Source organism: Burkholderia latens (genome assembly GCF_001718795.1).
In the GTDB taxonomy this organism is placed as follows: domain Bacteria; phylum Pseudomonadota; class Gammaproteobacteria; order Burkholderiales; family Burkholderiaceae; genus Burkholderia; species Burkholderia latens_A.
This window is the reverse complement of the sequence record NZ_CP013435.1, coordinates 44,629-69,528: the sequence shown is the minus strand read 5'-3', so window position 1 is coordinate 69,528 and position 24,900 is coordinate 44,629. Positions and strand designations below refer to the sequence as shown.

Here is a 24,900-nt window from a genome sequence, read left to right as displayed (position 1 = left end):
ACTGAAGCGGCCGCCGGAAAAAATCGTGCAACGGAATGCCCGATCGATTGCGCCGCCAAAACCGTTTCCTGCCGGGTGATTAAAAAGCCCCATGCCGCCCTCATTATTTCTTGTCCGGCAGCCCTGACTAGCTGCCGCGTCCCAGTTTAAAACCGGGTTTATGGTATTCCACGTGCCCGAGATCCATCATTTTCCATCGGCCTCCCCAGGTCAGGCCGACCTGCTCGGCGACCTGTCCGTACAACTGGTAGCCGCGCATCGCCCAGGGGTCTTTCTCGGAAATGACCAGCTTGCCGTCGCGCAAGAATGCGTTGTCGGCTGCGAGCCCGAACTGGTGATAACTCTGGAAAGCCGCCGCATTGGTCACGTTGGTGCCCATCTGCGCGAGCCGGTTCTGTCGTTCCGGGCTCCGATAACCTTCCAGCAGCGCCATTTCATAGCCATGTTGTTCGTGCATGATCTTGTAGACCAGCAGCAAACGCGTGCGGAAGTCGGGATCCAGCAGATTCCAGTCGCGGCTCGCATCTCTCAGCGCAGGCCGCACCTGTTCGACTTCCTTCGTGGCAAACACTTCAGGCGGCAACGGCGGCGGCGGGACGAGCTGCTCGCCCTGCAGCAGCGCGGCAATCTTCTCGTCGGGCACGCGCGCCGTGTCGTCGTACTGAAACAATTGCCGACCGCGTAACGCAATGGCCACCAATGGCGGCGTCGCAAGAATACCTGCCGACACCATAATCATCAAGCGTCGCCGGATCAGTAAATTTTGCACGTCACTTAATGCGCCGCGCGTCACGCTTGCCGATTTAACAATTTGACTGCGCGTGCGGGCGGCGCGCTCGTTCGCGCGGCGCGTCAGGCGGCCGTGAAACTGGGCGACGGATTCGAAAACGGTCGCGCGAATACCCGGTAAAAGCAACAGGGCCGCTACCGCGACGGCAAGGGCGAAATAGGCGACGAGTGCGACGGCAATCAACGAAATCCCCGGAAATTGGAATTGATTGTGTTTTGCAATGCTTGCTCTTAGAATCAGGCTGCTTTGAGAGGCCGGGCTATATTATCGCGGTGAATTAAACCAGGATTCAATGAGACGCTGAATGAGTGCGCCGGAAAATTCAAATTCGAAAACCCCGCCGAGCCTGTTGTCCGATACCAAACCGGCGGGCCAGGGCGGACCTCAGCAGTCGCGCATTCTCGCGGATCTGGAAGGACGCGTCACGCCCCCGGCCGAAGCGCCGCGCCGTTCGCTGAAGGCGCCGATCGCCGCCGTCGTCGCGCTTGTGGTCGCCGTCGGCGGCTGGGGCGCGTGGCGCTCGCAGCAGCGGTCCGCCGAACCGGTCGCGACCGCGACGCCCGCAGCGCCCGCGCAGGCATCGGCGAAGGCGGAACCCGCCAGCGGCGCCGCCGCGCAGGCCGCGCAGAATGCCGCTTCGTCCGCCCCCGCCGCGCAACCGGCGACCATCGTCAACGACGATGCCGCATCCCGGACCGTTGCGTCCGCATCGTCCCAGGCGCCGGCTTCTGGCGTGGACAACAGCCGCCTGTCGCGCGCGCTTGCCAACGGCGCCGACGACGCGTCGGGCGCAGCCACGGCCGGCGCCGTCGCCGCGACGGCCGCCGCCGCTGCGGCGACGAACTCCGCGAAGGCCGACGCCGCGAAGAACGACAAGGTCGCCGCACGCGGCAAGACCGATGCAAAGGCCGATGCGAAGGCGGACGCGCGCAAGCATCGCAAGGAACAGCAGGCGGAGCTTGCGCAGGCGAAGAAGCGTCGGGACGCTGCGACGCGTACCGCGAGCGCGAAGGCCACTGCGAAGGACGATCCGGATGCGGATCTGCTGGCCGCGCTCGTCGCGCGGACGAAACCTGCGGACAAGAAGGCGGCTGCGCAGAAGGCGCAGGCCGTGCCGACCCGGACGGCCGCCGCGACGGGCGGCTCGCTTGCAGCGCGCGTGAAGGATTGCTCGGAGCGCGGTTTCTTCGAGGATCAGCTGTGCCGGTGGCGCGTCTGCGACGGCCACTGGGGCAAGGATCCGGCATGCCCGAGCGCCGCGCAGTCGGAAACGCGCCAGTAACCGGCATCACGCCGCCCGCTCGTCGCACACGCGCCGCCCAATGGGCGGCGCGTTGCTTTTGCGGGTGCCCTGCGTCCGGACAGCCGTGTGTGACGGTGTCACGAGAACGTCACGCGCGTCGGGCATACGTTTCCTTTCATTTCCCGGCGTAGCGCCGCGGCGCGCGAAGCGCGGCACGGTGCGCGCCGCACGACTTTCGACACGATGGACCTGATCGTACAGACTTACGGCGCCGATACGTCCGGCATGGTGTGCGGATTCCGTTTCGTGCCAGGCGGATCGGGGGCGATGCTCGACGCCGATGCGGCCGCCGCATGGTTGCGCACGTGCCGCGACGGCGATGCGGCCGCCTCGGACGACTTCGTCTGGCTGCACTTCAATCTCGCGCACGGCGCGAGCGAGCGCTGGATGCGCACGCATCTCGCATTGCCGGACAGCTTCTTCGAATTCCTGCATGAAGGATCGCGCTCGACGCGCATCGAGCAGGAAGACGGTGCGCTGCGCGCCATCGTCAACGACGTGATGTTCAACCTCGAACTGACGCCGTCCGAAATCGCGACGCTGTTCGTGCACGTCGAGCGGCGCATCATGGTCACTGCTCGGCTCAAGCCGCTGCGCTCGGTCGACACGCTGCGCGCATGCGTGCGCGACGGCGAACGGTTCCGCTCGCCGGCCGAGCTGCTCGTGCATCTGCTGCGCGATCAGGCTGATCTGCTGATCCAGATCATGCGGCGCACGAGCGTCGACGTCGACCGCATCGAGGATCGCTTCCTGTCGCAGCGGCTTACGTCGAATCGCGTCGAGCTTGGCGCGATGCGCCGCACGCTGACGCGGCTGCAACGGATGCTCGCGCCCGAGCCGGGGTCGATCTTCCGGCTGCTCGCGAAGCCGCCCGCGTGGCTGCATCCCGAGGACGTGCAAGAGCTGCGCGAGTCGACCGAAGAGTTCTCGCTGGTGCTTGCCGATCTGTCGGGGCTCAACGAGCGGATCAAGCTGTTGCAGGAAGAGATCGGTTCGCGGCTCGACGAGCAGAACAACCGGACGCTGTTCACGCTCACGCTCGTCACCGTGATCGCGCTGCCGATCAACATCGTCGCGGGTTTCTTCGGGATGAACGTCGGCGGGGTGCCGTTCGCCGAGAACAAGCACGGGTTCTGGCTGATGGTGCTGCTCGTCGCGGGCTTCACCGCGCTTGCCGCGTGGTGGGCGTTCCGCCGGCGCGACGATCGCTAGCGGCATTCGAAAAAAAGGCCTCGCACGCGAGGCCCGGAACGGACGTGACATCTGAACGCCGGCCGGCGCCGCAAAGCACGGCGCCGGCCGGAACAACGTTACTGAACGAGCGTCTTGCGCGGCTTGAACATGCCCTGATAGCGCAGCGACGGGCGCTCCTTCACCGCCGGTGCGATGCCGCCGAAGCTCGGCGTCTGACGCAGCTTCATCGCGGCCGGCGAAGCAACCGAGCCGATCGACGTCGAGCGCGAAGCCGGCGCGAGGTTGTTCGCCACGAGCAGCGCGGCCTCGCTCTTCAGGTTCGCGAGCAGCACCGGATCGGTAGAGCCGTTGACCTGCGTGAGCAGGCCGCTCCACGCGGCGTCGCTGTAGTTCACGACGTAGTAATCGAGCCCGCTCGGATCCGCGACCACGCCCGTGCAGCCGTCGACCCGCGTCTGCGTCTGCGTATCCTTCAGCGCGAGCGTCGTGCGTTTCGCGAGACCCTGGCCGTACGCGAGCGTGATCGGCACCGTCCATTGCAGGCCCGGGTACGCGTTCTTGTTCGGGAACGGCTGCTGTTTCAACGTGACGATCGTCTGGTTCTTCGTCATGTCGCACTGCGTGTCGAGCGAGATCAGCGGCACACCCGTCTGGCGCACGTAGCTGTCGCCGATCGGGCCGACCGGCTGGCCGCTCGCCTTCGACAGCGCATCCCACAAGCGCTTCGGCGTGCCGTTGCCGAACGAGTAGTCGACCAGGTATTGCTGCAAGCCCTTGCGCAAGGTTTGCTCGCCGAGATAGTTCTCGAGCGTCTTCAGCACGTGGCCGCCCTTGTCGTACGTGAACGCGCTTGCGCTCAGCACGAAGTCGTTCGACGCCCAGTCGTTGAAGTTCGGCGCGACAGGGAACGCGTTCGGGCCGATGTCGCGATTGATCACGCGATACTTGTTCTTCACCTGGTCGAGCCAGCTGAACTCGTCGGGGAAGAACTGGATCGTCGTCTTCGTTTCGAAGAACGTCGCGAACGATTCATTGAGCCACACGTTGTCCCACCAGTCGGTCGTGACGAGATCGCCGAACCACTGATGCGCGACTTCGTGCGTCAGCACCTCGTTGCCGTAGTGCGACATCGGCTGGCCCGGCTGCGGCAGGATGTCGTCGGCGAATTCGAGGATCGACCCCCAGTTCTCCATCCCGCCGAAGTTCAGGTCCTTCTGTTCCTTGAACGCGTCGTTCGCGGCGACCGTGTCGAACTTCGTCAGCGGCAGCGGAATGCCCGTGTAGCGGTAGTAGAAGTCAAGCGCCTGCTTGGTGCGATCCATCGCCGGCTTTGCCCAGTCGCTCATGCCCGGCGGCGTGAACACGCGCAGATGCAGGCCGCCCTTGCCGCCCGGCAGCGGGCTCGTGAAATCGTCCTCGTAGGTGTCGAACATCCCGCCGCCGAAAAACAGCAGGTACGACGGCATCGGCGGGGTCTTCTCGAACTGCACGAGCTTGTATCCGCCGCCAACGTTGGTCGACGGCTTTTCGGCCGCATTCGACACCACGCGCCAGTTCTGCGGCACTTCGGCCGTCACTTCATAGGTCGGACGGAACGCCGGCTCGTCCCAGCCGGGGAACCACTGGCGCGCCAGGTTCGTTTCGCCCTGCGTGAGGATCGCGCCGCTCGTCGTGCCGTCGGTGCTTTTCAGGTCGACGCGGAACACGCCTTCCGCGGCCGAGCAGCCCGGATACGGATCGTCGCCGCAGCTGCCGCCCGTCTGCGTGGCCGGATCGTCATACGACTTGAAGTTGATGATGCCCGACCACTCCATGTGCAGCGAATAGTTGCCCGGGGCGATCGTGCCGGCGACGGGGCGCAGCTGGTAGAAGTCGCCCTTGTCCTGCGGTGTCGCGATCAGCTGGATGTTGCCCGGCTGCAGCGTGATGCGGCCGTTCGTGAACTTGATCCGGTGGCCGGCGACCACGATGTTGTTGACCGGCTTCAGCACCTTGATCGCGACGTCGGCGCGCCCGTCAAACGCGTTCAGCGCGTCGTTCGGGCGGAACCACAGCCGGTAGTTGACCGGCACGACAGTGTCCGGCAGCTCGACAGGCGATACGCTCTTGTCGACATTGGATGGGCTCGGCGGCGTGCTGGCGGCGGGCGCCGAACTGGAATGCGGCGCGCCGGCAGAGCTGAGTGCGGAAGCCGAACCCACGCCGCCGTCGTCGCCACCGCACCCGGCGAGTGCGAGCGCGGCGACCAGCGGCAGATAACGCATCTTGTGAATGTTGATCGACATGACTGAAACCTCTATTGTTGAAGGAATCGTTCAGTGCTGCGAAAACGCCGGCAAAAGGAACCCCTCGCCGTTAATCAACAGCGACGAGAAATGCCAATGACGGTTTATTCGAAAAGACGGTCGGCCGACTACGTGAAGGTAATCATGGTTTACTGCCCCCTCTGTGTTTCCGGATGTCGGTTAACTTGCCGGTTCAAAATGGCCGGGCGCGTGTTCTACTGAATTGATTTCGCGCGCACGACACGGGGCCGCCCGCCCTGCGCGGGCGTGCATTCCCTTTAAACCGACAGCCCACGGGGCTGGCCGTACCAGGCCGCAGGACGGAAGGACGGCCTGTCGCCGTTCCGTAAAATCGCCGTCATGCGGCTTGAAGCTTTGTCGGCCTGCTCGAAGGATGGGTAAATATACTTGATGGTTTTGGGTAAAGGAAACGAAAAAATTAGAAGGTGATTCGATTGCGGCTTGTGCGGTCGATTGAATGCCGGGAGGCATTAATTCGAATTTTGTTTATCCGGTATTTTCGTAGTTTTAATCTATTAAGGATCGAGGCGGTGCTGGAAAACTACGAATCGGTGCGTCGCGGCGCGCGCTCGGTACAATGCATCGATACCGTGACGATCGATTCCCGCCCGGAGGCCCTTGATGCCACACGCGTTGTTCCGAATCGCAGTGCTTCGCGCCGTACTGCCGCTGTTCGCCGCCGGGTTGCTGCTCGCCGGCTGCGCGGGCCTGACGCGCGAACCCGTGAGCGTCACGGTCGCCGGCCTCGAGCCGCTCGTCGGGCAAGGTCTCGAGATGCGTTTCAGCCTCAAGCTGCGCGTGCAGAACCCGAACGACGCGCCGATCGAATACGACGGCATTTCGGTCGCGCTTGACCTGAACGGCACACCGTTCGCGAGCGGCGTCAGCGACCGCTCCGGCATCGTCCCGCGCTTCGGCGAGGCCGTGATCGACGTGCCCGTGTCGGTATCGGCGTTCGCCGCCGCGCGGCAGGCGTGGAATCTGCCCGGCGCGGCAGCGAACGGCGAGTTGCCATACGCGCTGCGCGGCCGGCTCGCGGGCGGCGTGCTCGGTACCGTGCGGTTCAGCGACGCGGGCACGCTGCGGATGCCGGCCGCGCCGGGATGGGGCGGGTAGGCGGATGTGCGCCGGCCGCCGCGGAAAGGGGCGGAACCAGCAGTGGTTCGCGCGCTTTGCCGCGCGCGCAAAGCACGGTATGGTGTGGTCCGCGCGGTGCACTCTCCCGTCGCACCGCCTGTCTGAAGCCAACCTGTAACCGAGCTCGCGTGACCGATTTTCCCGTTTTCCACTGGACCGACGCCGACGGCGCCGAACATGCGCTGCGCTGGCGTTCCGAAGCCGGCGTGCCGCCGCCGAAGCGCGCCGTGGCGGCCGACGACCGCCTGACGGCCGACGCCGCGTATCGCCTCGCCTGCGAGGGCACGGCGCTCGTCTGGCAGGGCGACTTCCAGAATGCGCGCCAGCTCGTGCAGGCGATGGCGCGCCGCGTCGAGCGCAAGCCGAAGAAGGCGAAGGCTGCGGCCGGCGTCGATGCGTTCAACCTGCACCGGCTCGCACAGTCGCAACGCGCCCGCACGCTCGGGATGCTGCTGATCCCGCTCGAGGCCGACTACACGATTGCGCTGCGCCGCGCTCCGGACGTGCGCGCCGCATGCGAGGAAGCGTACGGCGCGGGCGGCGTGCCGTCGATCGTGTCGTTGCGCGAACTGCTCGGGCTCGTCGGCGCGCACGAATGGCGCAAGAAGGGCGTGCCGATTCCGGCACTCGGCGGCGCGCCGATCCATCCGCATTACGGGGTGTTCTCGCCGGTTCGCGGCGAATACGTCGAGCTCGTCGCGCGCGCGCCGTTGCCCGCGACGTCGCTCGCGTTCGACATCGGCACGGGCACCGGCGTGCTCGCGGCCGTGCTCGCGTCGCGCGGCGTCGAGCGCATCGTCGCGACCGACCAGGATCCGCGCGCGCTCGCATGCGCGCGCGAGAACGTCGCGCGGCTCGGCTATGCCGAGCGCGTCGACGTCGTCGAAGCCGACCTGTTCCCCGCCGGCCGCGCGCCGCTCGTCGTCTGCAATCCGCCGTGGGTGCCGGCGCGTCCCAGCGCGCCGATCGAATACGCGGTCTACGATCCCGACAGCCGCATGCTGCGCGGATTCCTGGCGGGGCTCGCCGCTCATCTCGAGCCGGGCGGCGAAGGCTGGCTGATCCTGTCCGATTTCGCCGAGCATCTCGGGCTGCGGCCGCGCGACACGCTGTTGCAATGGATCGACGAAGCCGGGCTCGCCGTGCTCGGCCGCGAAGACATCCGCCCGGCGCACCCGAAGTCGGCCGATGCGGACGATCCGCTGCACGCGGCGCGCCGCGCCGAGGTCACGTCGCTGTGGCGGCTCGGCGCGCGGGCCTGACCGCGCATTTTCGGTAAACTGTCGCCATTCCTCACGAAATCCCGCCGCCGGGCCGTGGTCGACCGACCGTGGCCCGGCGCCGCTTCACGATGTCGAACAAGACCTACGAAATCCGTCCGGAGCAGTCCGTCGAGCTGCTGAAGGAACTGCATATCCTGACCCGCGACGGCAAGCTGAACCAGGACAGCCGCCGCAAGCTGAAGCAGGTCTATCACCTGTTCCAGTTCATCGAGCCGCTGCTCGCGAGCGTGCACGCCGACAAGGGCGCCGTCACGCTCGTCGATCACGGCGCAGGCAAGTCGTATCTCGGCTTCATCCTGTACGACCTGTTCTTCAAGCAGCAGCCGGGGCACGGCACGCCGGCGTTCACGTCGCACGTGTACGGGATCGAGACGCGCGAGGAGCTCGTCACGCGCTCCGCCGAGCTGGCCGCGCGGCTCGGGTTCGGCGGCATGTCGTTCCTGAACCTGTCGGTGGCCGATTCGATCACGTCGCCGAAGCTGCCGGAGACGGTCGACGTCGTCACTGCGCTGCACGCATGCGACACGGCGACCGACGACGCGATTCGCTTCGCGCTGGCGAAGCGCGCGCAACACATCGTGCTGGTGCCGTGCTGCCAGGCGGAAGTCGCGGGCGTGCTGCGCAAGAACAAGGGCAAGTCGCTCGCGAATGCGCTGACGGAAGTGTGGCGGCATCCGCTGCATACGCGCGAATTCGGCAGCCAGATCACCAACGTGCTGCGCTGCCTGCAGCTCGAGGCGCACGGCTATCAGGTGAGCGTGACGGAGCTGGTCGGCTGGGAGCATTCAATGAAGAACGAGCTGATCATCGCGCAGTACAAGAACCTGCCGCGCCGCAAGCCCGGCGAGCGGCTGAACGAGATCCTCGGGATGTTCGGGCTTGCCGAGCTGAACGAGCGCTTCTTCGTGCCGGCGCCCGCGGGGGCGGGCGGCGCAGCGATCGAGCCGGCTGCGGACTGAGCGGGCGGCCCCGAAGGTGCGACCGGGCGGCCGATGCGTGTGCCGCGCGCGACCCGGCCGTTGCGCGATGCGTCAGACGTCGTCGTCCGGGCGGCGCATCCATTCACGCCAGCCGTCGTGCCCGAGGCGGCGCAGCGTTTCCTGGTTTTTCTCGTAGATCGCCGATGCGTCCGGGAACGCATTCACCGCGCGCGCGATGCTGTCCTCGCGCAGCAGGTGCAGGATCGGATACGGCGCGCGGTTGGTGTAGTTCTCGATGTCGTCGGCTTCGCTGCCTTCGAACCGGTACTCGGGATGGAAGCTCGCGATCTGCAGTACGCCGTCGAGGCGTAATTGCTGCACCAGCCGGTCGGCGAAGAACAGCGCGTCGTTGTAGTCGACGAAGTCCGCGAAAACGCGCGGGTAGATCACGAGCGTCGTGTCGACCTGTTGCGGGTCCGCGGCCTCGAGCGCGCGCAATTCGGTTTCGAGATCGGCGAGCGCATCCTCCAGTGTCGTTGCTTCGCTGATCGCATAGCGCACCTGTTCCTTCACATACACGCTTTTCGCAAACGGGCACAGATTGAGCCCGATCACCGCGCGCGCGAGCCAGTGCCGGGTGGCGGCGACGATGTCGTCTTGAGATTCGGGGCGGCTATCGGTCATGGTGAAGGCAATCGGACGGAACGGCGGCGAGGGCCGCATTGTAGCCGCGGCGCGCGCGCCGGATATTGACCGGCCCGGCGTGTCATACGCATGCGGCTTCGATCAGTTGCGTTACCAGCGCGGGCGCGGTGCCGATCGGCGTTTCACCATGCCGGTAGGTCTGGCTGGCCGCGTAGATGCCTTCGACGACGAGCGCCAGCGCATCGGCGAGCGCCTGCGGCTGCCGCGCGCCGGCCCCTTTGCACAGCTCGACGAGCCGCTTCATCAGCTGTTCCTTGTTCTGCGCGACACGCTCGCGCGCGGGATGCGACGCATCCGGGAATTCGGCCGCGACATTGACGAACGGGCAGCCGCGATAGTCCTTCTGCGTTGCGCGCTCGGCGAGATCGGTGAAATACTGGATCAGCTGCGCCCTGGGCTGGCCCGGATGCTTCGCGACGCTCGAATCGAGACGCTCGAAGAAGCACGCATCCATGCGCTCCAGATACGCGAGGATCAGTTCGTCCTTCGACGAGAACTGACGGTACAGGCTCATCTTGTTGACGCCCGCGCGTTCCACGACCGCCTCGACGCCGACTGCGCGCACGCCTTCCTTGTAAAACAACTCCTGCGCGGCGCGCAGCAGGTGCTCCTGCGCGGCGGCCGCGGCGATGGGCCGGCGCGTGCGCCGCGCCGACGGTTGCGCCAGCGGCTTGTTGGCGGCCTCGATGCCCGACATGATGCCCCTCGAATGCGTGATGAATTGCTTGACATGTTACCGACTGGTAACTACGATCGCAACACACTTGTGACCGACCGGTAACAATGCTGGTCGCGTCCACGGACAAATGCCAGGCATCGGCCCGGGTCAGCCGATGCGGTGTGCGGCGGAGGAGGCCTGGTGTAAGGCGGTTCAGGCGCGCGGGCGCCGCTGCGCCAACAGGAGAGGGATGACATGAACTGGGCAGTGACACGAATCGGCGGGCGTTTCCATTACGGATGGCTCGCGGCGGCGGTGGTTTTCCTGATCCTGCTCGCGGCGGCCGGTACGCGCGCGACGCCGAGCGTACTGATGGTGCCGCTTGAGCGCGAGCTCGGCTGGAGCCGCGCGGCGATTTCGCTCGCGATTTCGGTGAACATCGCGTTGTATGGGCTGACCGGGCCGTTCGCGGCGGCGGCGATGCAGCGCTTCGGGCTGCGGCCCACGATCCTCACCGCGCTCGTGACGATGGGTGCGGGTGTCGCGCTTTCGTCGATGATGACGCAGAGCTGGCAGATGGTCGTGATCTGGGGGCTGATGGTTGGCTGTTCGACCGGCGTGGTCGCGCTGACGCTGTCCGCGACTTTCGTCACACGCTGGTTCCATGCGCGGCGCGGCCTCGTGATGGGCATCCTGACGGCGAGCACGGCGACGGGCCAGCTCGTGTTTCTGCCGATGCTCGCGGCCATCGCGCAGCGTCATGGCTGGCGCCCGGTCGTGCTGGTTGTCGCGCTGGCGGCCGCGATCGTGATTCCGCTGGTCGCGTTCCTGCTGCCGGAGCGGCCGGCCGACGTGCAGTTGCGCCCATACGGCGAGCCCGCCGATGCGCCGGCGGCCCCCGACGCGACGAAGGAGAACCCGCTCGCGGTCGCGTTCCGCACGCTGCTGACGGCGAGCCGCTCGCGCGATTTCTGGCTGCTGTTCTTCAGCTTCTTCATCTGCGGCGCGAGCACCAACGGCTATGTCGGCACGCACCTGATCGCGATGTGCAGCGACTACGGGATGACCGAAGTGCAGGGCGCATCGCTGCTCGCCGCGATGGGCGTGTTCGACCTGTTCGGCACGACGCTGTCGGGCTGGCTGTCGGACCGTTACGACAACCGCGTGCTGCTGTTCTGGTACTACGGGCTGCGCGGGCTGTCGCTGATCTATCTGCCGCACGCATTCGGCATCGATTTCTTCGGGCTGCCGCTGTTCGCGATGTTCTACGGGCTCGACTGGATCGCCACCGTCCCGCCGACCGTGCGGCTCGCCACCGACGTGTTCGGCAAGGCCGCGGCGCCGGTCGTGTTCGGCTGGATCGTCGCCGGCCACCAGCTCGGGGCGGCGTTCGCGGCGCTCGGCGCAGGGCTGCTGCGCGCGAGCCTCGGCACTTATACGATCGCGTCGATGATCTCGGGCGGCCTTTGCATCGTCGGTGCGCTGATCGTGCTGCGGATCAACCGCGGGCCGTCGCGCGCGGCCGCGCAGGCGGTCTGACGGCACCGGTTCGGCTGGCTGGCGCACGCGGGCGGCACGCCCTCGAGGCGGTCAACGCAGGATCGGTGATTTGCATTGAGCGGGATCAGCGGGCGCGTCGCGGCGCAAGCGGTTATGCTTGCGATTCGCCGGGGCGTTCGCGCCCCTTCATCGATGCCAGCGAGGAATTGCATGTCCGTCAAACCTGCTCCCACCACCGTTTCGATTCACGATCTGATCGCGGGCCGCTGGAGCCCGCGTGCATATTCGGACGAGCCGATCAGTGCCGCCGACCTGCACGCGGTGCTCGAAGCCGCGCGTTGGGCGCCGTCCGCGTATAACGCGCAGCCGTGGCGCTTCATCGTATTCGATCGCACCCATGACGAAGCGGCATTCAAGCGCGCGTTCGCGACGCTGGTGCCGTTCAACCAGGGCTGGAACGCGCCGGCGCCGGTGCTGATCGCCGTGACCGCGCACACGCTCACGCCGAAGGGCGAGCCGGCGCCGACCGCACTGTACGACGCGGGCGCGGCGGCGATGTCGCTGGTGCTGCAGGCGCACGCGCTGGGCCTTGCCGCGCATCAGATGAGCGGCTTCGACGCGAAGGCATTCCGCGATGCGTTCGAGATTCCTGCCGACGTCGCGATCCCGGCGATCATCTCGCTTGGCCATTACGGCAACGTCGACAAGCTCGATCCCGTGCTGCGCGACCGCGAAAAGGCGCCGCGCACGCGCCATCCGATCGGCGAAGTCGTTTATGCGGGCGCATGGAAAAAGGGGTTCGATGCCGCGGCCTGATCTCGTATTCGGGCGGGCATCCACGGTGCGCTCCGTCCTCGATGCCGGCGTGTAGCCGGCGCGCCGGATGCCAGCGCGGCGCTGCCGCCGGCGGGCTGGCCGGCGCCGCCGAAGCGCACCGGTTGTGATCCGGCGGGCTTCATGTTAAAAAGCCCGTCCTTTCCGTTTTCGCGCCGGCCATGCTGCGGCACCTTCCCATGACTTACTGCGCGATCGATTTCGGCACGTCCAATTCCGCCGTGGCGCTGCCCGGCGGCGATGGCATGCGTCTCGCGCCCGTCGAGGGCGACCATCTGACGCTGCCTACCGCGATCTTCTTCAATAACGACGAAGAAACGGTCGAGTTCGGCCGCGCGGCGCTTGCGTCCTATATAGACGGTTTCGACGGCCGCCTGATGCGGTCGATGAAGAGCATTCTCGGCTCGCCGCTCGCGGAGACCACGACCGATCTCGGCGACGGCAGCGCGATCGCGTACACGGAGATCATCGCCCGCTTCCTGATGCACCTGAAGCGCAAGGCGGAGGCACACGCCGGCGCGCCGATCGGCCGTGCGGTGCTCGGCCGGCCGGTGTTTTTCGTCGACGAGGATCCGCGCGCGGACCGTCTCGCGCAGAACCAGCTCGAAGCAGCCGCGCGCGCTGTCGGCTTCGCCGACGTGCATTTCCAGTACGAGCCGATCGCCGCGGCGTTCGACTACGAGTCGCGCCAGCAGGCCGAACGGCTCGTGCTTGTCGCGGACATCGGCGGCGGCACGTCGGACTTTTCGCTGGTCCGTGTGGGGCCGGAACGGATGGCACGCCTCGAGCGCAAGGACGACGTGCTCGCGCACCACGGCGTCCACGTCGCCGGTACCGACTACGACCGGCGCGTCGAGCTGGCGGCGATCCTGCCCGCGTTCGGCTACCGGGCGCTCGACCCCGAGGGCCGCGAACTGCCGAACCGCATCTACTTCGATCTCGCGACCTGGCACCTGATCAATACGGTCTACACGCCGAAGCGGCTCGGCGAATTGAAGCTGATGAAGCACCTGTATCAGGACGTGCGGCAGCACGATCGGCTCACGCGCGTGGTCGAGCAGCGGCTTGGGCATGCGCTGATGGCACGCGCGGAGGAGGCGAAGATCGGCGTCGCGGCGGGCGGAGAGACGATGATCGACCTGAACGACGTGGAAGAGGATCTGCAGATTGCGTTCGATGCGAAGCGCCTCGTCGACGCGAGCGTCGACGATACCGCGCGCATCGTCGAAGCCGCGCGCGAAACGGTGCGGCTCGCGGGCGTGGCGCCGCGCGACGTCGGTGCGCTGTATTTCACCGGCGGTTCGACGGGTCTCGCGTTCCTGTCGGGCGCGCTTGCCGGCGCGTTCCCGGACGCCCAGCCCGTATTCGGCGATCGCCTTGCGAGTGTCGCGACGGGGCTCGGCATTCACGCGCAGCGGCTGTTTGGCTGAACGGCGAAAGGCCATTCGATCGGCGCGGCCAAAACGCGCGGTTGTGCCGGAAAACAAAAAGCCCCGCCGAAGCGGGGCTTTTTTACACGAAATATCGCGCCGAACTTAGACCGGACGGATGTTCGCAGCTTGCAGACCCTTCGGGCCCGTCTTCACTTCGAATTCAACCTTCTGGTTTTCTTGCAGCGTCTTGAAGCCTTCGACGCGGATTTCCGAGAAGTGCGCGAACAGATCGTCGCCGCCGCCTTCCGGGGTGATGAAGCCGAAGCCCTTTGCGTCATTGAACCACTTGACGGTACCGGTTGCCATGTTACTTGTTCCTAAAAAGATAAAACGGGGCCGAAGCCCATGGGTGCGGAAAATCAAGGAAGGGGGTAATAGGACCAACCGGAGTACCGTTGATGGGCGAACTACGAAAGAACCAATTCACTCGCCGCTTGAAATCCTGCAACGTTGTTTATACGGCTAATCGGCCCTGCGGTCAACCGTATTTCCATGCTCTCAGGGTTATTGCGGAGTTCAGGTTTACAAACCTTGCAAGCGATGCGAATTTTTTGTAGGGGACGAACGATTTTGGCGCCAACTCGCAGGTGCAACCGTTAAACTACGCGCCGCGTGGACGGGTTGCCCCGATCGGGTGACCCTCCCCCCAAAATGGCATGCGCGGCGTTGTCCGAGCCGATCCCGGACAGCAGGCTGACCGTGCTTTTTGAGACATAGGAGAGGATGTGAAGAGTTCTATTCAACGGAACATCGGCCCGTTTGCACTGATGCTGACGGGGCTGGGTTCGATTATCGGCTCGGGCTGGCTGTTCGGCGCCTGGAAGGCCGCGAAGATCGCCGGTCCGGCGGCGATTTGCGCATGGATCATCGGCGCGGTCGTGATTCTCGCGATTGCGCTCACGTACGCCGAGCTCGGCGCGATGTTCCCGGAGTCCGGCGGCATGGTGCGCTACGCGCGCTACTCGCACGGTTCGCTGGTGGGCTTCATCAGCGCGTGGGCAAACTGGATTGCGATCGTATCGGTGATCCCGATCGAAGCGGAAGCGTCGATTCAGTACATGAGCACGTGGCCGTATCCGTGGGCGCATGCGCTGTTCGTGAATGGCGAGTTGACGACACCGGGCCTATTGCTGTCGGCCGTGCTGGTGGTCGTTTACTTCCTGTTGAACTACTGGGGCGTGAAGGCATTCGCGCGTGCCAACACCGCGATCACGATCTTCAAGTTCCTGATTCCCGGCCTCACGATCCTCGGCCTGATGCTGACGAGCTTCCATTCGGAAAACCTCGGCACCGCATCGAACGCGAGTTTCGCGCCGTATGGCTGGTCGGCCGTGCTGACCGCGGTTGCGACGAGCGGTATCGTATTCGCGTTCAACGGCTTCCAGAGCCCGGTGAACCTCGCCGGTGAAGCGCGCAACCCGTCGCGCAGCGTCCCGTTTGCGGTGATCACGTCGATCCTGCTCGCGCTCGTGATCTACGTGCTGCTTCAGATGGCGTACATCGGCTCGGTCGATCCGGCCGAAGTCGCGAAGGGCTGGGCGCATTTCAACTTCTCGTCGCCGTTCGCGGAACTCGCGATCGCGCTGAACCTGAACTGGCTCGCGATCCTGCTGTACGTCGATGCGTTTATCAGCCCGAGCGGCACCGGCACGACGTACATGGCGACGACCACGCGCATGATCTACGCGATGGAGCGCAACAACACGATGCCGAAGATGTTCGGCAACGTACACCCGATCTACGGTGTGCCGCGTCAGGCGATGTGGTTCAACCTGCTCGTGTCGTTCATTTTCCTGTTCTTCTTCCGCGGCTGGAGTTCGCTCGCGGCGGTGATTTCGGTCGCGACGGTGATTTCGTACCTGACCGGCCCGATCAGCCTGATGGCGCTGCGCCGCGCGGCGACCGACATCGAGCGTCCGCTGTCGATTCCGCTGATGAAACTGATCGCACCGTTCGCGTTCGTTTGCGCCTCGCTGATCCTCTACTGGGCAAAGTGGCCGCTGACGGGCGAGATCATCCTGCTGATGATCGTCGCGCTGCCGGTGTACTTCTTCTTCCAGGCGAAGGCCGGCTGGACCGGCTGGGGTGCCGACCTTAAAGCCGCATGGTGGCTGGTCGCGTACCTCCCGACGATGGCCGTGCTGTCGCTCATCGGCAGCAAGGAGTTCGGCGGTCACGGCTTGCTGCCTTACGGCTGGGACATGCTGGTCGTTGCGGTGATCTCGCTGGTGTTCTACTTCTGGGGTGTGAACACGGGCTACCGGACCCAGTATCTCGACGAGCGCGAAACGCACGACGAGATCCTCGAAGGGATCGGTGCCTGACGACGCCTGACCTGCTGCCGGAATCGGCGGCGGCAGGAAGCGTGAAAAAAGCCCGTCCGAGCGCTGCTCGGGCGGGTTTTCTTTTATGGCGCGCATCGGGGACGGGGCGACGCTCGACTCAGGCGGTCGCGCTGTCGAACACGTAGTTCGTCATCGCGAGCACGCGCTGATACGTGCCGAGCGACTGGATGCCGAGCCGGTAGTCGTCGTCGGCCGCGCCGAGCGCGGCGAATACCGGCAACAGGTGTTCGTCGGTCGGATGCATCAACGCCGCGTGCGGCGCCTGCCGACGATAGTCGAGCAGCGCGTCGACGTCGCGCGCGGCGAGCCTTGCTTCGAACCAGTCGGTGAATTCGGCGACGCGCGGGTCCGCATCCTCGGGCGCCGCGCCGAAATCGGCCGCGCGCAGGTTGTGCGTGATCTGGCCGGAGCCGATCACCATCACGCCTTCGTCGCGCAGCGGACGCAGCGCGCGGCCGAGCGCGAAGTGATGGGCGGCGTTCGCGCGCGGCTGGATCGACAACTGCGCGACGGGCATGTCGGCCTGCGGGAACATCAACAGCATCGGCACCCACGCGCCGTGATCGAGGCCATGCTCGGTCGTCGCCGTCGCGATGCCGGCCGCGTTCAGCAGCGTGGCAGCGCGCTCGGCGACGTCCGGCGCGCCCGGCGCCGGGTAGCGGATGTCGTACAGCGCCTGCGGGAAGCCGTAAAAGTCGTGGATCGTTTCAGGCTGCGCGGCTACGCTTGCGACCGGCTGCTGCGTGCCCCAGTGCGCGGACAACATCAGCACCGCGCGGGGGCGCGGCAGTTGGCCGCCGAGGCGCGTGAACGCGCCGGACGGCAGCGTCGGATCGATCGGCAGCGTCGGCGCGCCGTGGGACAGGTACAGCGAAGGCAAGCGATTCATGGTGAGGGGCCTGCAACAAGGTTTGCCTGTGACTATAGGTCCACACCAAGAATTGATAAACGCGTGTTTTGGAATTTGATTGAATCGAATAAGTTGATAATCGCCGAATGGAGATTCGCCCGCGCCGGGTGCGCGCAGACGCGTGCCGCGGCAAATCGTGGAGAAAGCGATGGATCAGCGAAGAAGGGCTAAGAACCGCCCCGAACCGCTTACTGGGCCGGCCGGATTCCGGCCCACGGCGCCGTCATCGGCGTGCCGAGCGCGAAGAGGTCGAGTACGCGCGTGACAGTCTGATCGACCAATTCGTCGATCGTCTTCGGCATCGCGTAGAACGCAGGCAGCGGCGGGAACACGATGCCGCCCATTTCGGTCACGGCGGTCATGTTGCGCAGATGCGCGAGGTTGAACGGTGTTTCGCGCACCATCAGCACCAGACGGCGGCGTTCCTTCAGCGTGACGTCGGCCGCGCGCGTGATCAGGTTGTCCGAGAGCCCGTGCGCGACACTCGCGAGCGTCTTCATCGAGCAGGGCGCGATCACCATCCCGTCGGTCGCGAACGAGCCCGACGCGATCGTCGCGCCCACGTCGCGTACCGAATGCACGACATCGGCACGGCTTTCGACGTCGGCTTTCGACAGCTTCAGTTCATGCTGGATATTGAGCCAGCCGGCGTTCGAAACCAGCAAATGCGTTTCGACGCCGCCGGCGGCGCGCAGCAGTTCGAGCAGCCGCACGCCGTAGACCGCGCCGGTGGCTCCGGTGATCGCGACGATCAGCCGGCGCGGCGGCGCGCTGGGAAATGCCATCGGCGACGCTACGTTACGCAGCGGCGAACAGTTGCTGCAGTTCGCCCGACTGGTACATCTCCATCATGATGTCCGAGCCGCCGATGAATTCGCCCTTCACATACAGCTGCGGGATGGTGGGCCAATTCGAGAATGCCTTGATGCCCTGACGGATTTCGTCGTCCTCGAGCACGTTCACCGTCTTGAATTGGTCGACGCCGCAGGCTTTCAGCACCTGCACTGCGCGGCCGGAAAAGCCGCACATCGGGAACTGCGCGTTGCCCTTCATGAAGAGCACGACCTGGTTTTCGTCGACGATTTGCTTGATACGTTGTTGGGTGTCCATGACTGACCTTGCGTTTGCGGGGCGTTAGAACGAAATGATAGCGGATTTCAACCGGACGGGCCGGCTGTCAGCCGGGCAGGCGGCCGCCGGTCGTGCGTTCGATCGCTGCGAGATCGGCGAGCGATTCGACCGCGACGAAACCGCGCGACTCGAGCAGGGCGCGGACGGCTTCGGCCTGGTCGTAACCGTGCTCGATCCATAGCGAGCCGCCCGGCTTCAGATACGCGCCGGCGCCCGCGACGATCGTCCGGATTGCGCTCAGGCCGTCGGCGTCGTCGGTCAGCGCGCCGCGCGGCTCGAAACGCAGGTCGCCCTGCTCGAGGTGCGGGTCGTGCTGCGCGATGTACGGCGGGTTGCTGACGATCGTGTCGAATGCGAGCGCCGGATCGAGTGCGGCATACCAGTCGCTTTGCAGCCATTGCAACGGGCCGCCGGGGCGGTGCGCATCGAGCAGCTTGTCCGCATTGCGCCGTGCGACGTCGAGCGCGGCGGACGAGCGATCGAGCGCCCACACGCGCGCGTCGGGCCGTTCGGCCGCGATCGACACGGCGATCGCGCCGCTTCCGGTGCCGAGGTCGAGCACGGCCGGATGCGGGCGGCCGTCGAGTGCGTCGAGCGCTGCTTCGACGAGCAGTTCGGTTTCGGGGCGGGGTATCAACACGTCCGGCGTCACGTCGAACGGCCGGCCGAAGAATTCGCGCATCCCGACGAGCTGCGCAACCGGCTCCCCTGCGACGCGGCGTGCTTCGAGCGCGCGGTAGCGCGCGATCGCGGCGGCGTCGAGCGGCGCGTCGCCGCGCGTGATCAGCTGCGTGCGGGTCCAGCCGAGCGCGTACGCGAGCAGCACGCGCGCGTCGACCGCGTCGAGCGGCGACGCGCGCAGCAGATCGTCGGCGGTGGTGTCGCGCATTGCCGCCTCAGTCAGTGTCGCCGAGCGACGCGAGGAGTTCGGCCTGGTGCTCGCTGACGAGCGCGCCGATCAGTTCATCGAGATCGCCGTCCATCAGCGCCTCGAGCCGGTACAGCGTCAGATTGATCCGGTGGTCGGTCATCCGGCCTTGCGGGAAGTTGTACGTGCGGATCCGTTCCGAACGGTCGCCCGAGCCGATCAGGCTCTTGCGCGTCGCCGCTTCCTTCGCGTGCTGCTCGTGATACTGCTTGTCCTTGATCCGGGCGGCGAGCACCTTCAATGCACGGTCCTTGTTCTTGTGCTGCGAGCGGTCATCCTGGCACTCGACGACGATCCCGGTCGGGATGTGCGTGACCCGCACCGCCGAATCGGTCTTGTTGATGTGCTGGCCGCCTGCGCCGGACGCACGGAACGTGTCGATCCGCAGATCGGCCGGATTGATCTCGACCTCGCCAATCTCGTCGGCTTCCGGCATCACCGCAACCGTGCAAGCGGACGTGTGGATGCGCCCCTGGGTCTCGGTCGCCGGCACACGCTGCACGCGATGGCCGCCCGATTCGAACTTCAGGCGTGAATACGCGCCCTGACCCGCGATCCGCACGATCACTTCCTTGTAACCGCCGAGATCCGACGGGCTTTCCGACATCATCTCGACCTGCCAGCGCTGGCGTTCCGCGAAGCGCAGGTACATGCGCAGCAGGTCGCCCGCGAACAGCGCCGATTCGTCGCCGCCGGTGCCCGCGCGGATTTCCAGGAAGATGTTGCGGTCGTCGTTCGGATCCTTCGGCAGCAGCATCTTCTGCAACTCGCCTTCGAGGCGAGCCATGCGTTCGCGTGCGCTGCGGATCTCGTCTTCCGCGAACTCGCGCATCGACGCATCGGCGAGCAGTTCCTGCGCGGCCGTCTCGTCGTTGCGCGACTGGCGCCACAGCGCGTACTGCTCGACGACGGGGCCGAGTTCCGCGTGTTCACGCGTCAGCTTGCGGTACTGGTCGAGGTCGGCAGTGACGTTTTCTCGGCTCAGCAGGTCGTTCAGTTCGGCCAGCCGGGTGGACAGCTGGTCGAGCTTGCGTTGCATGCTCGTTTTCATGGTGTGGAGCGGCGCTCCCGGGCAAGGGTATTCGAAAAGGATAGGCCGGCTCGCGGCCGGCGGCAGGGACAGCCGGCCGGCGCTAGTGGCCGGACTGGTCGTTCGAGCGCGGCGCGTGCTGGTAGAAGCCGCGCATCAGGTCGATCAGCGAATCGCGATCGGCGCCGTTCACGCGGTTGAGCGCGCTCGTCGGGCCATGGATCAGCTTGTTGGTGAGCGCTTGCGACAGCGCTTCGAGGACGGCGGCCGGATCGTCGCCGCGGGCGAGCAGCTTCTGCGCCTTCTCGACTTCCGCGCGGCGCAGCGCATCGGCCTGCGTATGCATGTGGCGGATCACCGGCACGACGCTGCGCGTGTCGAGCCATTGCATGAAATTCTGCACGCGCGTTTCGATGATCGTTTCGGCCTGCGCGACTGCGGCCTGACGCGATGCGTTGCCTTCGCGCACGATCGCGCCGAGATCGTCGACGGTATAGAGGAAGACGTCCTTCAGTTTGCCCACTTCGGGCTCGATGTCGCGCGGCACCGCCAGATCGACCATGAAAATCGGACGGTGGCGGCGCGCTTTCACCGCGCGCTCGACCGCGCCGAGGCCGATGATCGGCAGCGTCGACGCGGTGCACGACACGATGATGTCGAACTCCTGCATGCGGGCCGGCAGGTCCGACAGCGGCATCGCGCGGCCGTTGAAGCGGTCGGCAAGCCGCTGGCCGCGTTCGGCCGTGCGGTTCGCGATTACCAGCTCGCGCGGGCTTTGCGCGGCGAAATGCGTCGCACACAGCTCGATCATTTCGCCGGCGCCGATGAACAACACGCGCTGATCGGCGACCTTCTCGAAGATCCGCTGCGCGAGGCGAACGGCGGCGGCGGCCATCGACACCGACTGCGCGCCGATTTCGGTCGTGCCGCGCACTTCCTTCGCCACGGCGAACGTGCGCTGGAACAGCTGGTTCAGATAGGTGCCGAGCGCGCCGGCTTCGGTCGCCGTGCGCACCGCGTCCTTCATCTGGCCCAGAATCTGCGTTTCGCCGAGCACCATCGAATCGAGGCCCGAAGCGACGCGGAACGCGTGACGGACGGCTTCCGACTGCGGCAGTGCATAGACGTGCGGTGCGAGTTCGTCAACGGGGATCTTGTGGTACTCGGACAACCAGCGAATCGCACCCTCGCGCGCGGCCCGATCGTCGGTCGCGCAATAGAGCTCGGTGCGGTTGCAGGTCGACAGGATCGCCGCTTCCGGCGCATTCGGTGCCTGCGGGCCGAGGAATACGTTCTTGAACGTGGTGAGAGCCGGCTTGATTTGCTCGAGCGGAAACGCCACGCGTTCGCGCAAGGCGACAGGCGCAGTGTGGTGGTTGATTCCGATCGTGAGGAGTTGCATATCGAGGGCTATCGTTTAGCCCCATATTATAGCGTTTCAGCGATTTCCTCACTCGCGGCATACCGGGCATCAGCGTGGCGTGGCCTCGAATTTGGGGGCTCGATCGGCACGCGATCGAGCTGGTAGCCGAAGCCATAGAGCGGCAGGAGCCGGTATCCGCGCACCGGAAGCAGCTGCAGCTTGCTCCGCAGCCGGGATGCATGGGTGTCGAGCGTGCGCGACTTCATGTCGCGGCGGCGGCCCCAGACCGTCTCGAGAATGTGGGCCCGTGACACGGGCCGCGAGAGGTTCGTGAACAGTAGCTGCGCGAAGCGGAACTCCTTCGGCGTGAGTGAAACGATTGCGTCGCCGAAACGCACGAGGCTGTGAGTCGCGTCGAATGCGTATTCTCCATACAGTTCGCGCGCGCGATTCGGCGGCCGTCGCACGCCGGCGCGCCGGCTCAGCGCGGTGACGCGCGCGAGCAGTTCGGGGCCGCTCAACGGGCGCACGAGGCAATCGTCGGCGCCTGCGTGCAGGCACGTGACGATTTCGCTTTCGCGCGCGCACTGCATCACTGCGATCGCCGGCAGACCGGGCAATACCGCCTGCGCGCGCGGAATGACTTCCTCGGCCGGCTGATCGCCGGCCCAGTGGCCGGTGATCAGCATGTCGCAGGTGTCAGTGGCGAGCCACTCGAAGAACGCCGCGCTGGACGGAAACGCGTGGCACACATGACCGCCGGCGAACAGCAGGCGGTTCAGGAGCGCAGCGTGACGTGCCTCCGGATCGATCAGGGCGATTCGCATGAGGATTTCTTCAATACGGCTGCCGGTGCGCGCTTGCCATAACATCTGGTCGGCCCCTACACTCGAATGTTCGCGGCGCCCGGCTGGTCTCAGGTTCGATGGATGAATCGATGCTAGCCGCTGGCAACGTTCACGCCTATGGGACGAATCTGAATTTATAGAAGGCGTCGAATGAACTGGTTTGGAATTCTGGTCTTGGGGGCGGCCGTCGGGCTGTTCGGCCGATGGCTGCACCCGATGCGGCGCACGGGACGGCCGGCATGGTGGATCGCGGTGCTGGTCGGGATCGCAGGCGCCGCCGCCGCGCGCATGGCCGGCAATCTCTCAGGACTGTTTTACGATGGCGAAACGCTCGAATGGCCGGTCTGCACCGGTGTCGCGTTCCTCGCCGTGGCCGTGACGGTCGCCGTGTCGGCCCGTCGCTGAAAGCTCTCAGGTGAAATCATGAATGCCCGTCTCCCCGAAGTGTCGTCGGTGCCGGCCCGCCTCGCGCTGCTGCGCGGCGCGATGGTCCGCGAGAACCTCGCCGCCTATCTGGTGCCGTCCGCCGACCCTCACCTGTCCGAGTACCTGCCCGAACGCTGGCAGGCGCGCCGCTGGCTGTCCGGCTTCACGGGCTCGGTCGGCACGCTGGTCGTCACTGCCGAGTTCGCGGGCCTGTGGGTCGACAGCCGTTACTGGGTGCAGGCCGAGGCCGAGCTCGCCGGCACGGGCGTTCAGCTGATGAAGATGACCGGCGGCCAGCAGAGCGCGCCGCATGTCGAATGGCTCGCGCAGAACGTGCCGGCCGGCGCGACGGTCGGCGTCGACGGCGCGGTGCTCGGCGTCGCGGCGGCGCGCGCGCTGACGGCCGCGCTCACCCCGCGCGGGATCGCGCTGCGCACCGATCTCGACCTGCTCGACGCGATCTGGCCCGAGCGTCCCGGGCTGCCCGAGGACGCGGTATTCGAGCACGTCGCGCCGCAGGCCGACACGACCCGCGCAAGCAAGCTCGCCGAGGTGCGCCGCGCGATGCAAGCGCAGGGCGCGCAATGGCATTTCGTGTCGACGCTCGACGATCTCGCGTGGCTGTTCAACCTGCGCGGCGCCGACGTCAACTTCAACCCCGTGTTCGTCGCTCACGCGATGATCGGCGCCGATCGCGCGACGTTGTTCGTCGCCGACGGCAAGGTGTCGCCGGCGCTGGCCGCGTCTCTCGCGCAGGACGGCGTCGAGGTTCGCGCGTACGACGCAGCGCGTGCGTCGCTGGCGGCGCTGCGCGACGGTGAGACACTGCTGATCGATCCGCGCCGCGTGACGTTCGGTACGCTCGAGGCGGTGCCGGCCGGCGTGAAGCTGATCGAGGCCGTGAACCCGTCCACGTTCGCGAAGTCGCGCAAGACGGCCATCGAGATCGAGAACGTGCGCGTGACGATGGAACACGACGGCGCCGCGCTCGCCGAATTCTTCGCATGGTTCGAGCGCGCGGTGAACCGCGAGACGATCACCGAGCTGACGATCGACGAGAAGCTCACGGCCGCGCGTGCACGGCGGCCCGGCTACGTGTCGCCGAGCTTCGCGACGATTGCCGGCTTCAACGCGAACGGCGCGATGCCGCACTACCGCGCGACACCCGAGTCGCACGCGACGATCGCCGGCCACGGGCTGCTGCTCGTCGATTCCGGCGGCCAGTACACGACCGGCACGACCGATATCACGCGCGTCGTGCCGGTCGGCACGGTCAGCGATCTGCAGCGCCGCGATTTCACGATCGTGCTGAAGTCGATGATGGCGCTGTCGCGTGCGCGCTTTCCGCGCGGGATCCGCTCGCCGATGCTCGACGCGATCGCGCGTGCGCCGATGTGGGCGGCCGGGCTCGACTACGGTCACGGTACGGGCCACGGCGTCGGCTACTTCCTGAACGTGCATGAGGGCCCGCAGGTCATCTCGCACTACGCGCCGGCCGAGCCGTACACGGCGATGGAAGAAGGGATGATCACGTCGATCGAGCCGGGCGTGTACCGGCCGGGCAAATGGGGCATCCGGATCGAGAACCTCGTCGTGAACCGCGCGGGCGGGCAGACCGAGTTCGGCGACTTCCTTGCATTCGAGACGCTGACGCTGTGCCCGATCGACACGCGCTGCGTGCTGGTCGAGATGCTGCATGACGAAGAACGCGCGTGGCTGAATGCGTATCACGCGACCGTGCGCGAGCGCGTCGGCCGGCACGTGAGCGGCGACGCGAAAGCGTGGCTCGACGCACGCACGCAGCCGATCTGACGCAACGCGCGCACTGGACGATACCGGCCGCGCGACGGCCGGAC

General features: G+C 66.2%; 23 protein-coding genes. 11 read left to right on the top strand and 12 right to left on the bottom strand.

Annotated elements, in window-relative coordinates; all coding sequences use genetic code 11:
* Positions 1 to 127: 127 nt before the first annotated feature.
* The gene (locus WK25_RS00310) at positions 128 to 973 is read right to left on the bottom strand and encodes a M15 family metallopeptidase (RefSeq protein ID WP_040143215.1); all 846 of its coding nucleotides are present in this window, start codon (positions 971 to 973) and stop codon (positions 128 to 130) included.
* A gap of 121 nt (positions 974 to 1,094) precedes the next feature.
* Between WK25_RS00310 and WK25_RS00305 the strand changes: the two genes are divergently transcribed.
* Positions 1,095 to 2,072 carry a phage tail protein gene (locus tag WK25_RS00305; RefSeq protein WP_069240790.1) on the top strand — a complete coding sequence of 326 codons (978 nt, stop codon included), beginning with the start codon at positions 1,095 to 1,097 and terminating at the stop codon, positions 2,070 to 2,072.
* Between the two features lie 204 nt (positions 2,073 to 2,276).
* Positions 2,277 to 3,305: a transporter gene (locus tag WK25_RS00300; protein WP_059545400.1), complete on the top strand. Its 1,029-nt coding sequence runs from the start codon at positions 2,277 to 2,279 to the stop codon at positions 3,303 to 3,305.
* Between the two features lie 98 nt (positions 3,306 to 3,403).
* Here the strand turns inward: WK25_RS00300 and WK25_RS00295 are convergent, their stop codons facing one another.
* Positions 3,404 to 5,572, bottom strand: coding sequence for a M1 family metallopeptidase (locus tag WK25_RS00295; RefSeq protein ID WP_069240789.1), 2,169 nt, complete (start codon positions 5,570 to 5,572; stop codon positions 3,404 to 3,406).
* A 642-nt stretch (positions 5,573 to 6,214) separates the two neighbouring features.
* Here WK25_RS00295 and WK25_RS00290 point away from each other — a divergent pair.
* From WK25_RS00290 to WK25_RS00280, 3 genes are all read left to right on the top strand, one after another.
* The gene (locus tag WK25_RS00290; protein ID WP_040143220.1) at positions 6,215 to 6,709 is read left to right on the top strand and encodes an LEA type 2 family protein; all 495 of its coding nucleotides are present in this window, start codon (positions 6,215 to 6,217) and stop codon (positions 6,707 to 6,709) included.
* A 149-nt stretch (positions 6,710 to 6,858) separates the two neighbouring features.
* Positions 6,859 to 7,992, top strand: a complete 1,134-nt coding sequence (locus WK25_RS00285) for a methyltransferase (protein WP_040143222.1) — start codon at positions 6,859 to 6,861, stop codon at positions 7,990 to 7,992.
* A gap of 89 nt (positions 7,993 to 8,081) precedes the next feature.
* A complete protein-coding gene (locus WK25_RS00280) occupies positions 8,082 to 8,972 on the top strand; it encodes a class I SAM-dependent methyltransferase (protein ID WP_069240788.1) in 891 nt (296 codons plus the stop codon).
* A gap of 72 nt (positions 8,973 to 9,044) precedes the next feature.
* Here the strand turns inward: WK25_RS00280 and WK25_RS00275 are convergent, their stop codons facing one another.
* Positions 9,045 to 9,617 carry a DUF1415 domain-containing protein gene (locus WK25_RS00275; RefSeq protein ID WP_069240787.1) on the bottom strand — a complete coding sequence of 191 codons (573 nt, stop codon included), beginning with the start codon at positions 9,615 to 9,617 and terminating at the stop codon, positions 9,045 to 9,047.
* Positions 9,618 to 9,699: 82 nt separating this feature from the next.
* The gene (locus WK25_RS00270; RefSeq protein WP_069240786.1) at positions 9,700 to 10,335 is read right to left on the bottom strand and encodes a TetR/AcrR family transcriptional regulator; all 636 of its coding nucleotides are present in this window, start codon (positions 10,333 to 10,335) and stop codon (positions 9,700 to 9,702) included.
* Between the two features lie 216 nt (positions 10,336 to 10,551).
* On the opposite strand from WK25_RS00270, the gene WK25_RS00265 reads away from it, so the two are divergent.
* From WK25_RS00265 to WK25_RS00255, 3 genes are all read left to right on the top strand, one after another.
* Positions 10,552 to 11,835, top strand: a complete 1,284-nt coding sequence (locus WK25_RS00265; RefSeq protein WP_040143230.1) for an MFS transporter — start codon at positions 10,552 to 10,554, stop codon at positions 11,833 to 11,835.
* A 171-nt stretch (positions 11,836 to 12,006) separates the two neighbouring features.
* A complete protein-coding gene (locus WK25_RS00260) occupies positions 12,007 to 12,612 on the top strand; it encodes a nitroreductase family protein (RefSeq protein ID WP_059545390.1) in 606 nt (201 codons plus the stop codon).
* A gap of 197 nt (positions 12,613 to 12,809) precedes the next feature.
* On the top strand, positions 12,810 to 14,060 hold the full coding sequence (locus WK25_RS00255; protein ID WP_040143234.1) for an Hsp70 family protein: 1,251 nt from the start codon (positions 12,810 to 12,812) through the stop codon (positions 14,058 to 14,060).
* Between the two features lie 105 nt (positions 14,061 to 14,165).
* Here the strand turns inward: WK25_RS00255 and WK25_RS00250 are convergent, their stop codons facing one another.
* A complete protein-coding gene (locus tag WK25_RS00250; RefSeq protein WP_006477070.1) occupies positions 14,166 to 14,369 on the bottom strand; it encodes a cold-shock protein in 204 nt (67 codons plus the stop codon).
* A 419-nt stretch (positions 14,370 to 14,788) separates the two neighbouring features.
* Here WK25_RS00250 and WK25_RS00245 point away from each other — a divergent pair, with 419 nt between their 5' ends.
* Positions 14,789 to 16,387 carry an APC family permease gene (locus tag WK25_RS00245; RefSeq protein WP_040143236.1) on the top strand — a complete coding sequence of 533 codons (1,599 nt, stop codon included), beginning with the start codon at positions 14,789 to 14,791 and terminating at the stop codon, positions 16,385 to 16,387.
* Between the two features lie 118 nt (positions 16,388 to 16,505).
* Here WK25_RS00245 and WK25_RS00240 read toward each other — a convergent pair whose 3' ends face one another.
* From WK25_RS00240 to WK25_RS00210, 7 genes are all read right to left on the bottom strand, one after another.
* Positions 16,506 to 17,297 carry a DODA-type extradiol aromatic ring-opening family dioxygenase gene (locus WK25_RS00240; protein WP_059545386.1) on the bottom strand — a complete coding sequence of 264 codons (792 nt, stop codon included), beginning with the start codon at positions 17,295 to 17,297 and terminating at the stop codon, positions 16,506 to 16,508.
* Between the two features lie 209 nt (positions 17,298 to 17,506).
* On the bottom strand, positions 17,507 to 18,103 hold the full coding sequence (locus WK25_RS00235; RefSeq protein WP_069240785.1) for a UbiX family flavin prenyltransferase: 597 nt from the start codon (positions 18,101 to 18,103) through the stop codon (positions 17,507 to 17,509).
* A gap of 13 nt (positions 18,104 to 18,116) precedes the next feature.
* Positions 18,117 to 18,428: a Grx4 family monothiol glutaredoxin gene (grxD, locus tag WK25_RS00230; RefSeq protein ID WP_006477066.1), complete on the bottom strand. Its 312-nt coding sequence runs from the start codon at positions 18,426 to 18,428 to the stop codon at positions 18,117 to 18,119.
* A gap of 67 nt (positions 18,429 to 18,495) precedes the next feature.
* Entirely contained in the window at positions 18,496 to 19,338 is an 843-nt protein-coding gene (gene prmC, locus WK25_RS00225) for a peptide chain release factor N(5)-glutamine methyltransferase (protein ID WP_040143242.1), read from the bottom strand.
* A gap of 7 nt (positions 19,339 to 19,345) precedes the next feature.
* The gene (prfA, locus tag WK25_RS00220; protein WP_040143244.1) at positions 19,346 to 20,428 is read right to left on the bottom strand and encodes a peptide chain release factor 1; all 1,083 of its coding nucleotides are present in this window, start codon (positions 20,426 to 20,428) and stop codon (positions 19,346 to 19,348) included.
* Positions 20,429 to 20,510: 82 nt separating this feature from the next.
* Positions 20,511 to 21,809 (bottom strand): glutamyl-tRNA reductase, encoded by a 1,299-nt coding sequence (hemA, locus tag WK25_RS00215; RefSeq protein WP_040143246.1) that lies wholly within the window; start codon positions 21,807 to 21,809, stop codon positions 20,511 to 20,513.
* Positions 21,810 to 21,835: 26 nt separating this feature from the next.
* Positions 21,836 to 22,597 carry a response regulator transcription factor gene (locus WK25_RS00210; protein ID WP_040144867.1) on the bottom strand — a complete coding sequence of 254 codons (762 nt, stop codon included), beginning with the start codon at positions 22,595 to 22,597 and terminating at the stop codon, positions 21,836 to 21,838.
* 171 nt (positions 22,598 to 22,768) lie between these two features.
* On the opposite strand from WK25_RS00210, the gene WK25_RS00205 reads away from it, so the two are divergent.
* Both WK25_RS00205 and WK25_RS00200 read left to right on the top strand, forming a co-directional pair.
* The gene (locus WK25_RS00205) at positions 22,769 to 23,023 is read left to right on the top strand and encodes a hypothetical protein (protein WP_059449757.1); all 255 of its coding nucleotides are present in this window, start codon (positions 22,769 to 22,771) and stop codon (positions 23,021 to 23,023) included.
* An 18-nt stretch (positions 23,024 to 23,041) separates the two neighbouring features.
* Positions 23,042 to 24,856 carry an aminopeptidase P family protein gene (locus WK25_RS00200; protein WP_069240784.1) on the top strand — a complete coding sequence of 605 codons (1,815 nt, stop codon included), beginning with the start codon at positions 23,042 to 23,044 and terminating at the stop codon, positions 24,854 to 24,856.
* The last annotated feature ends 44 nt before the right edge of the window (positions 24,857 to 24,900 follow it).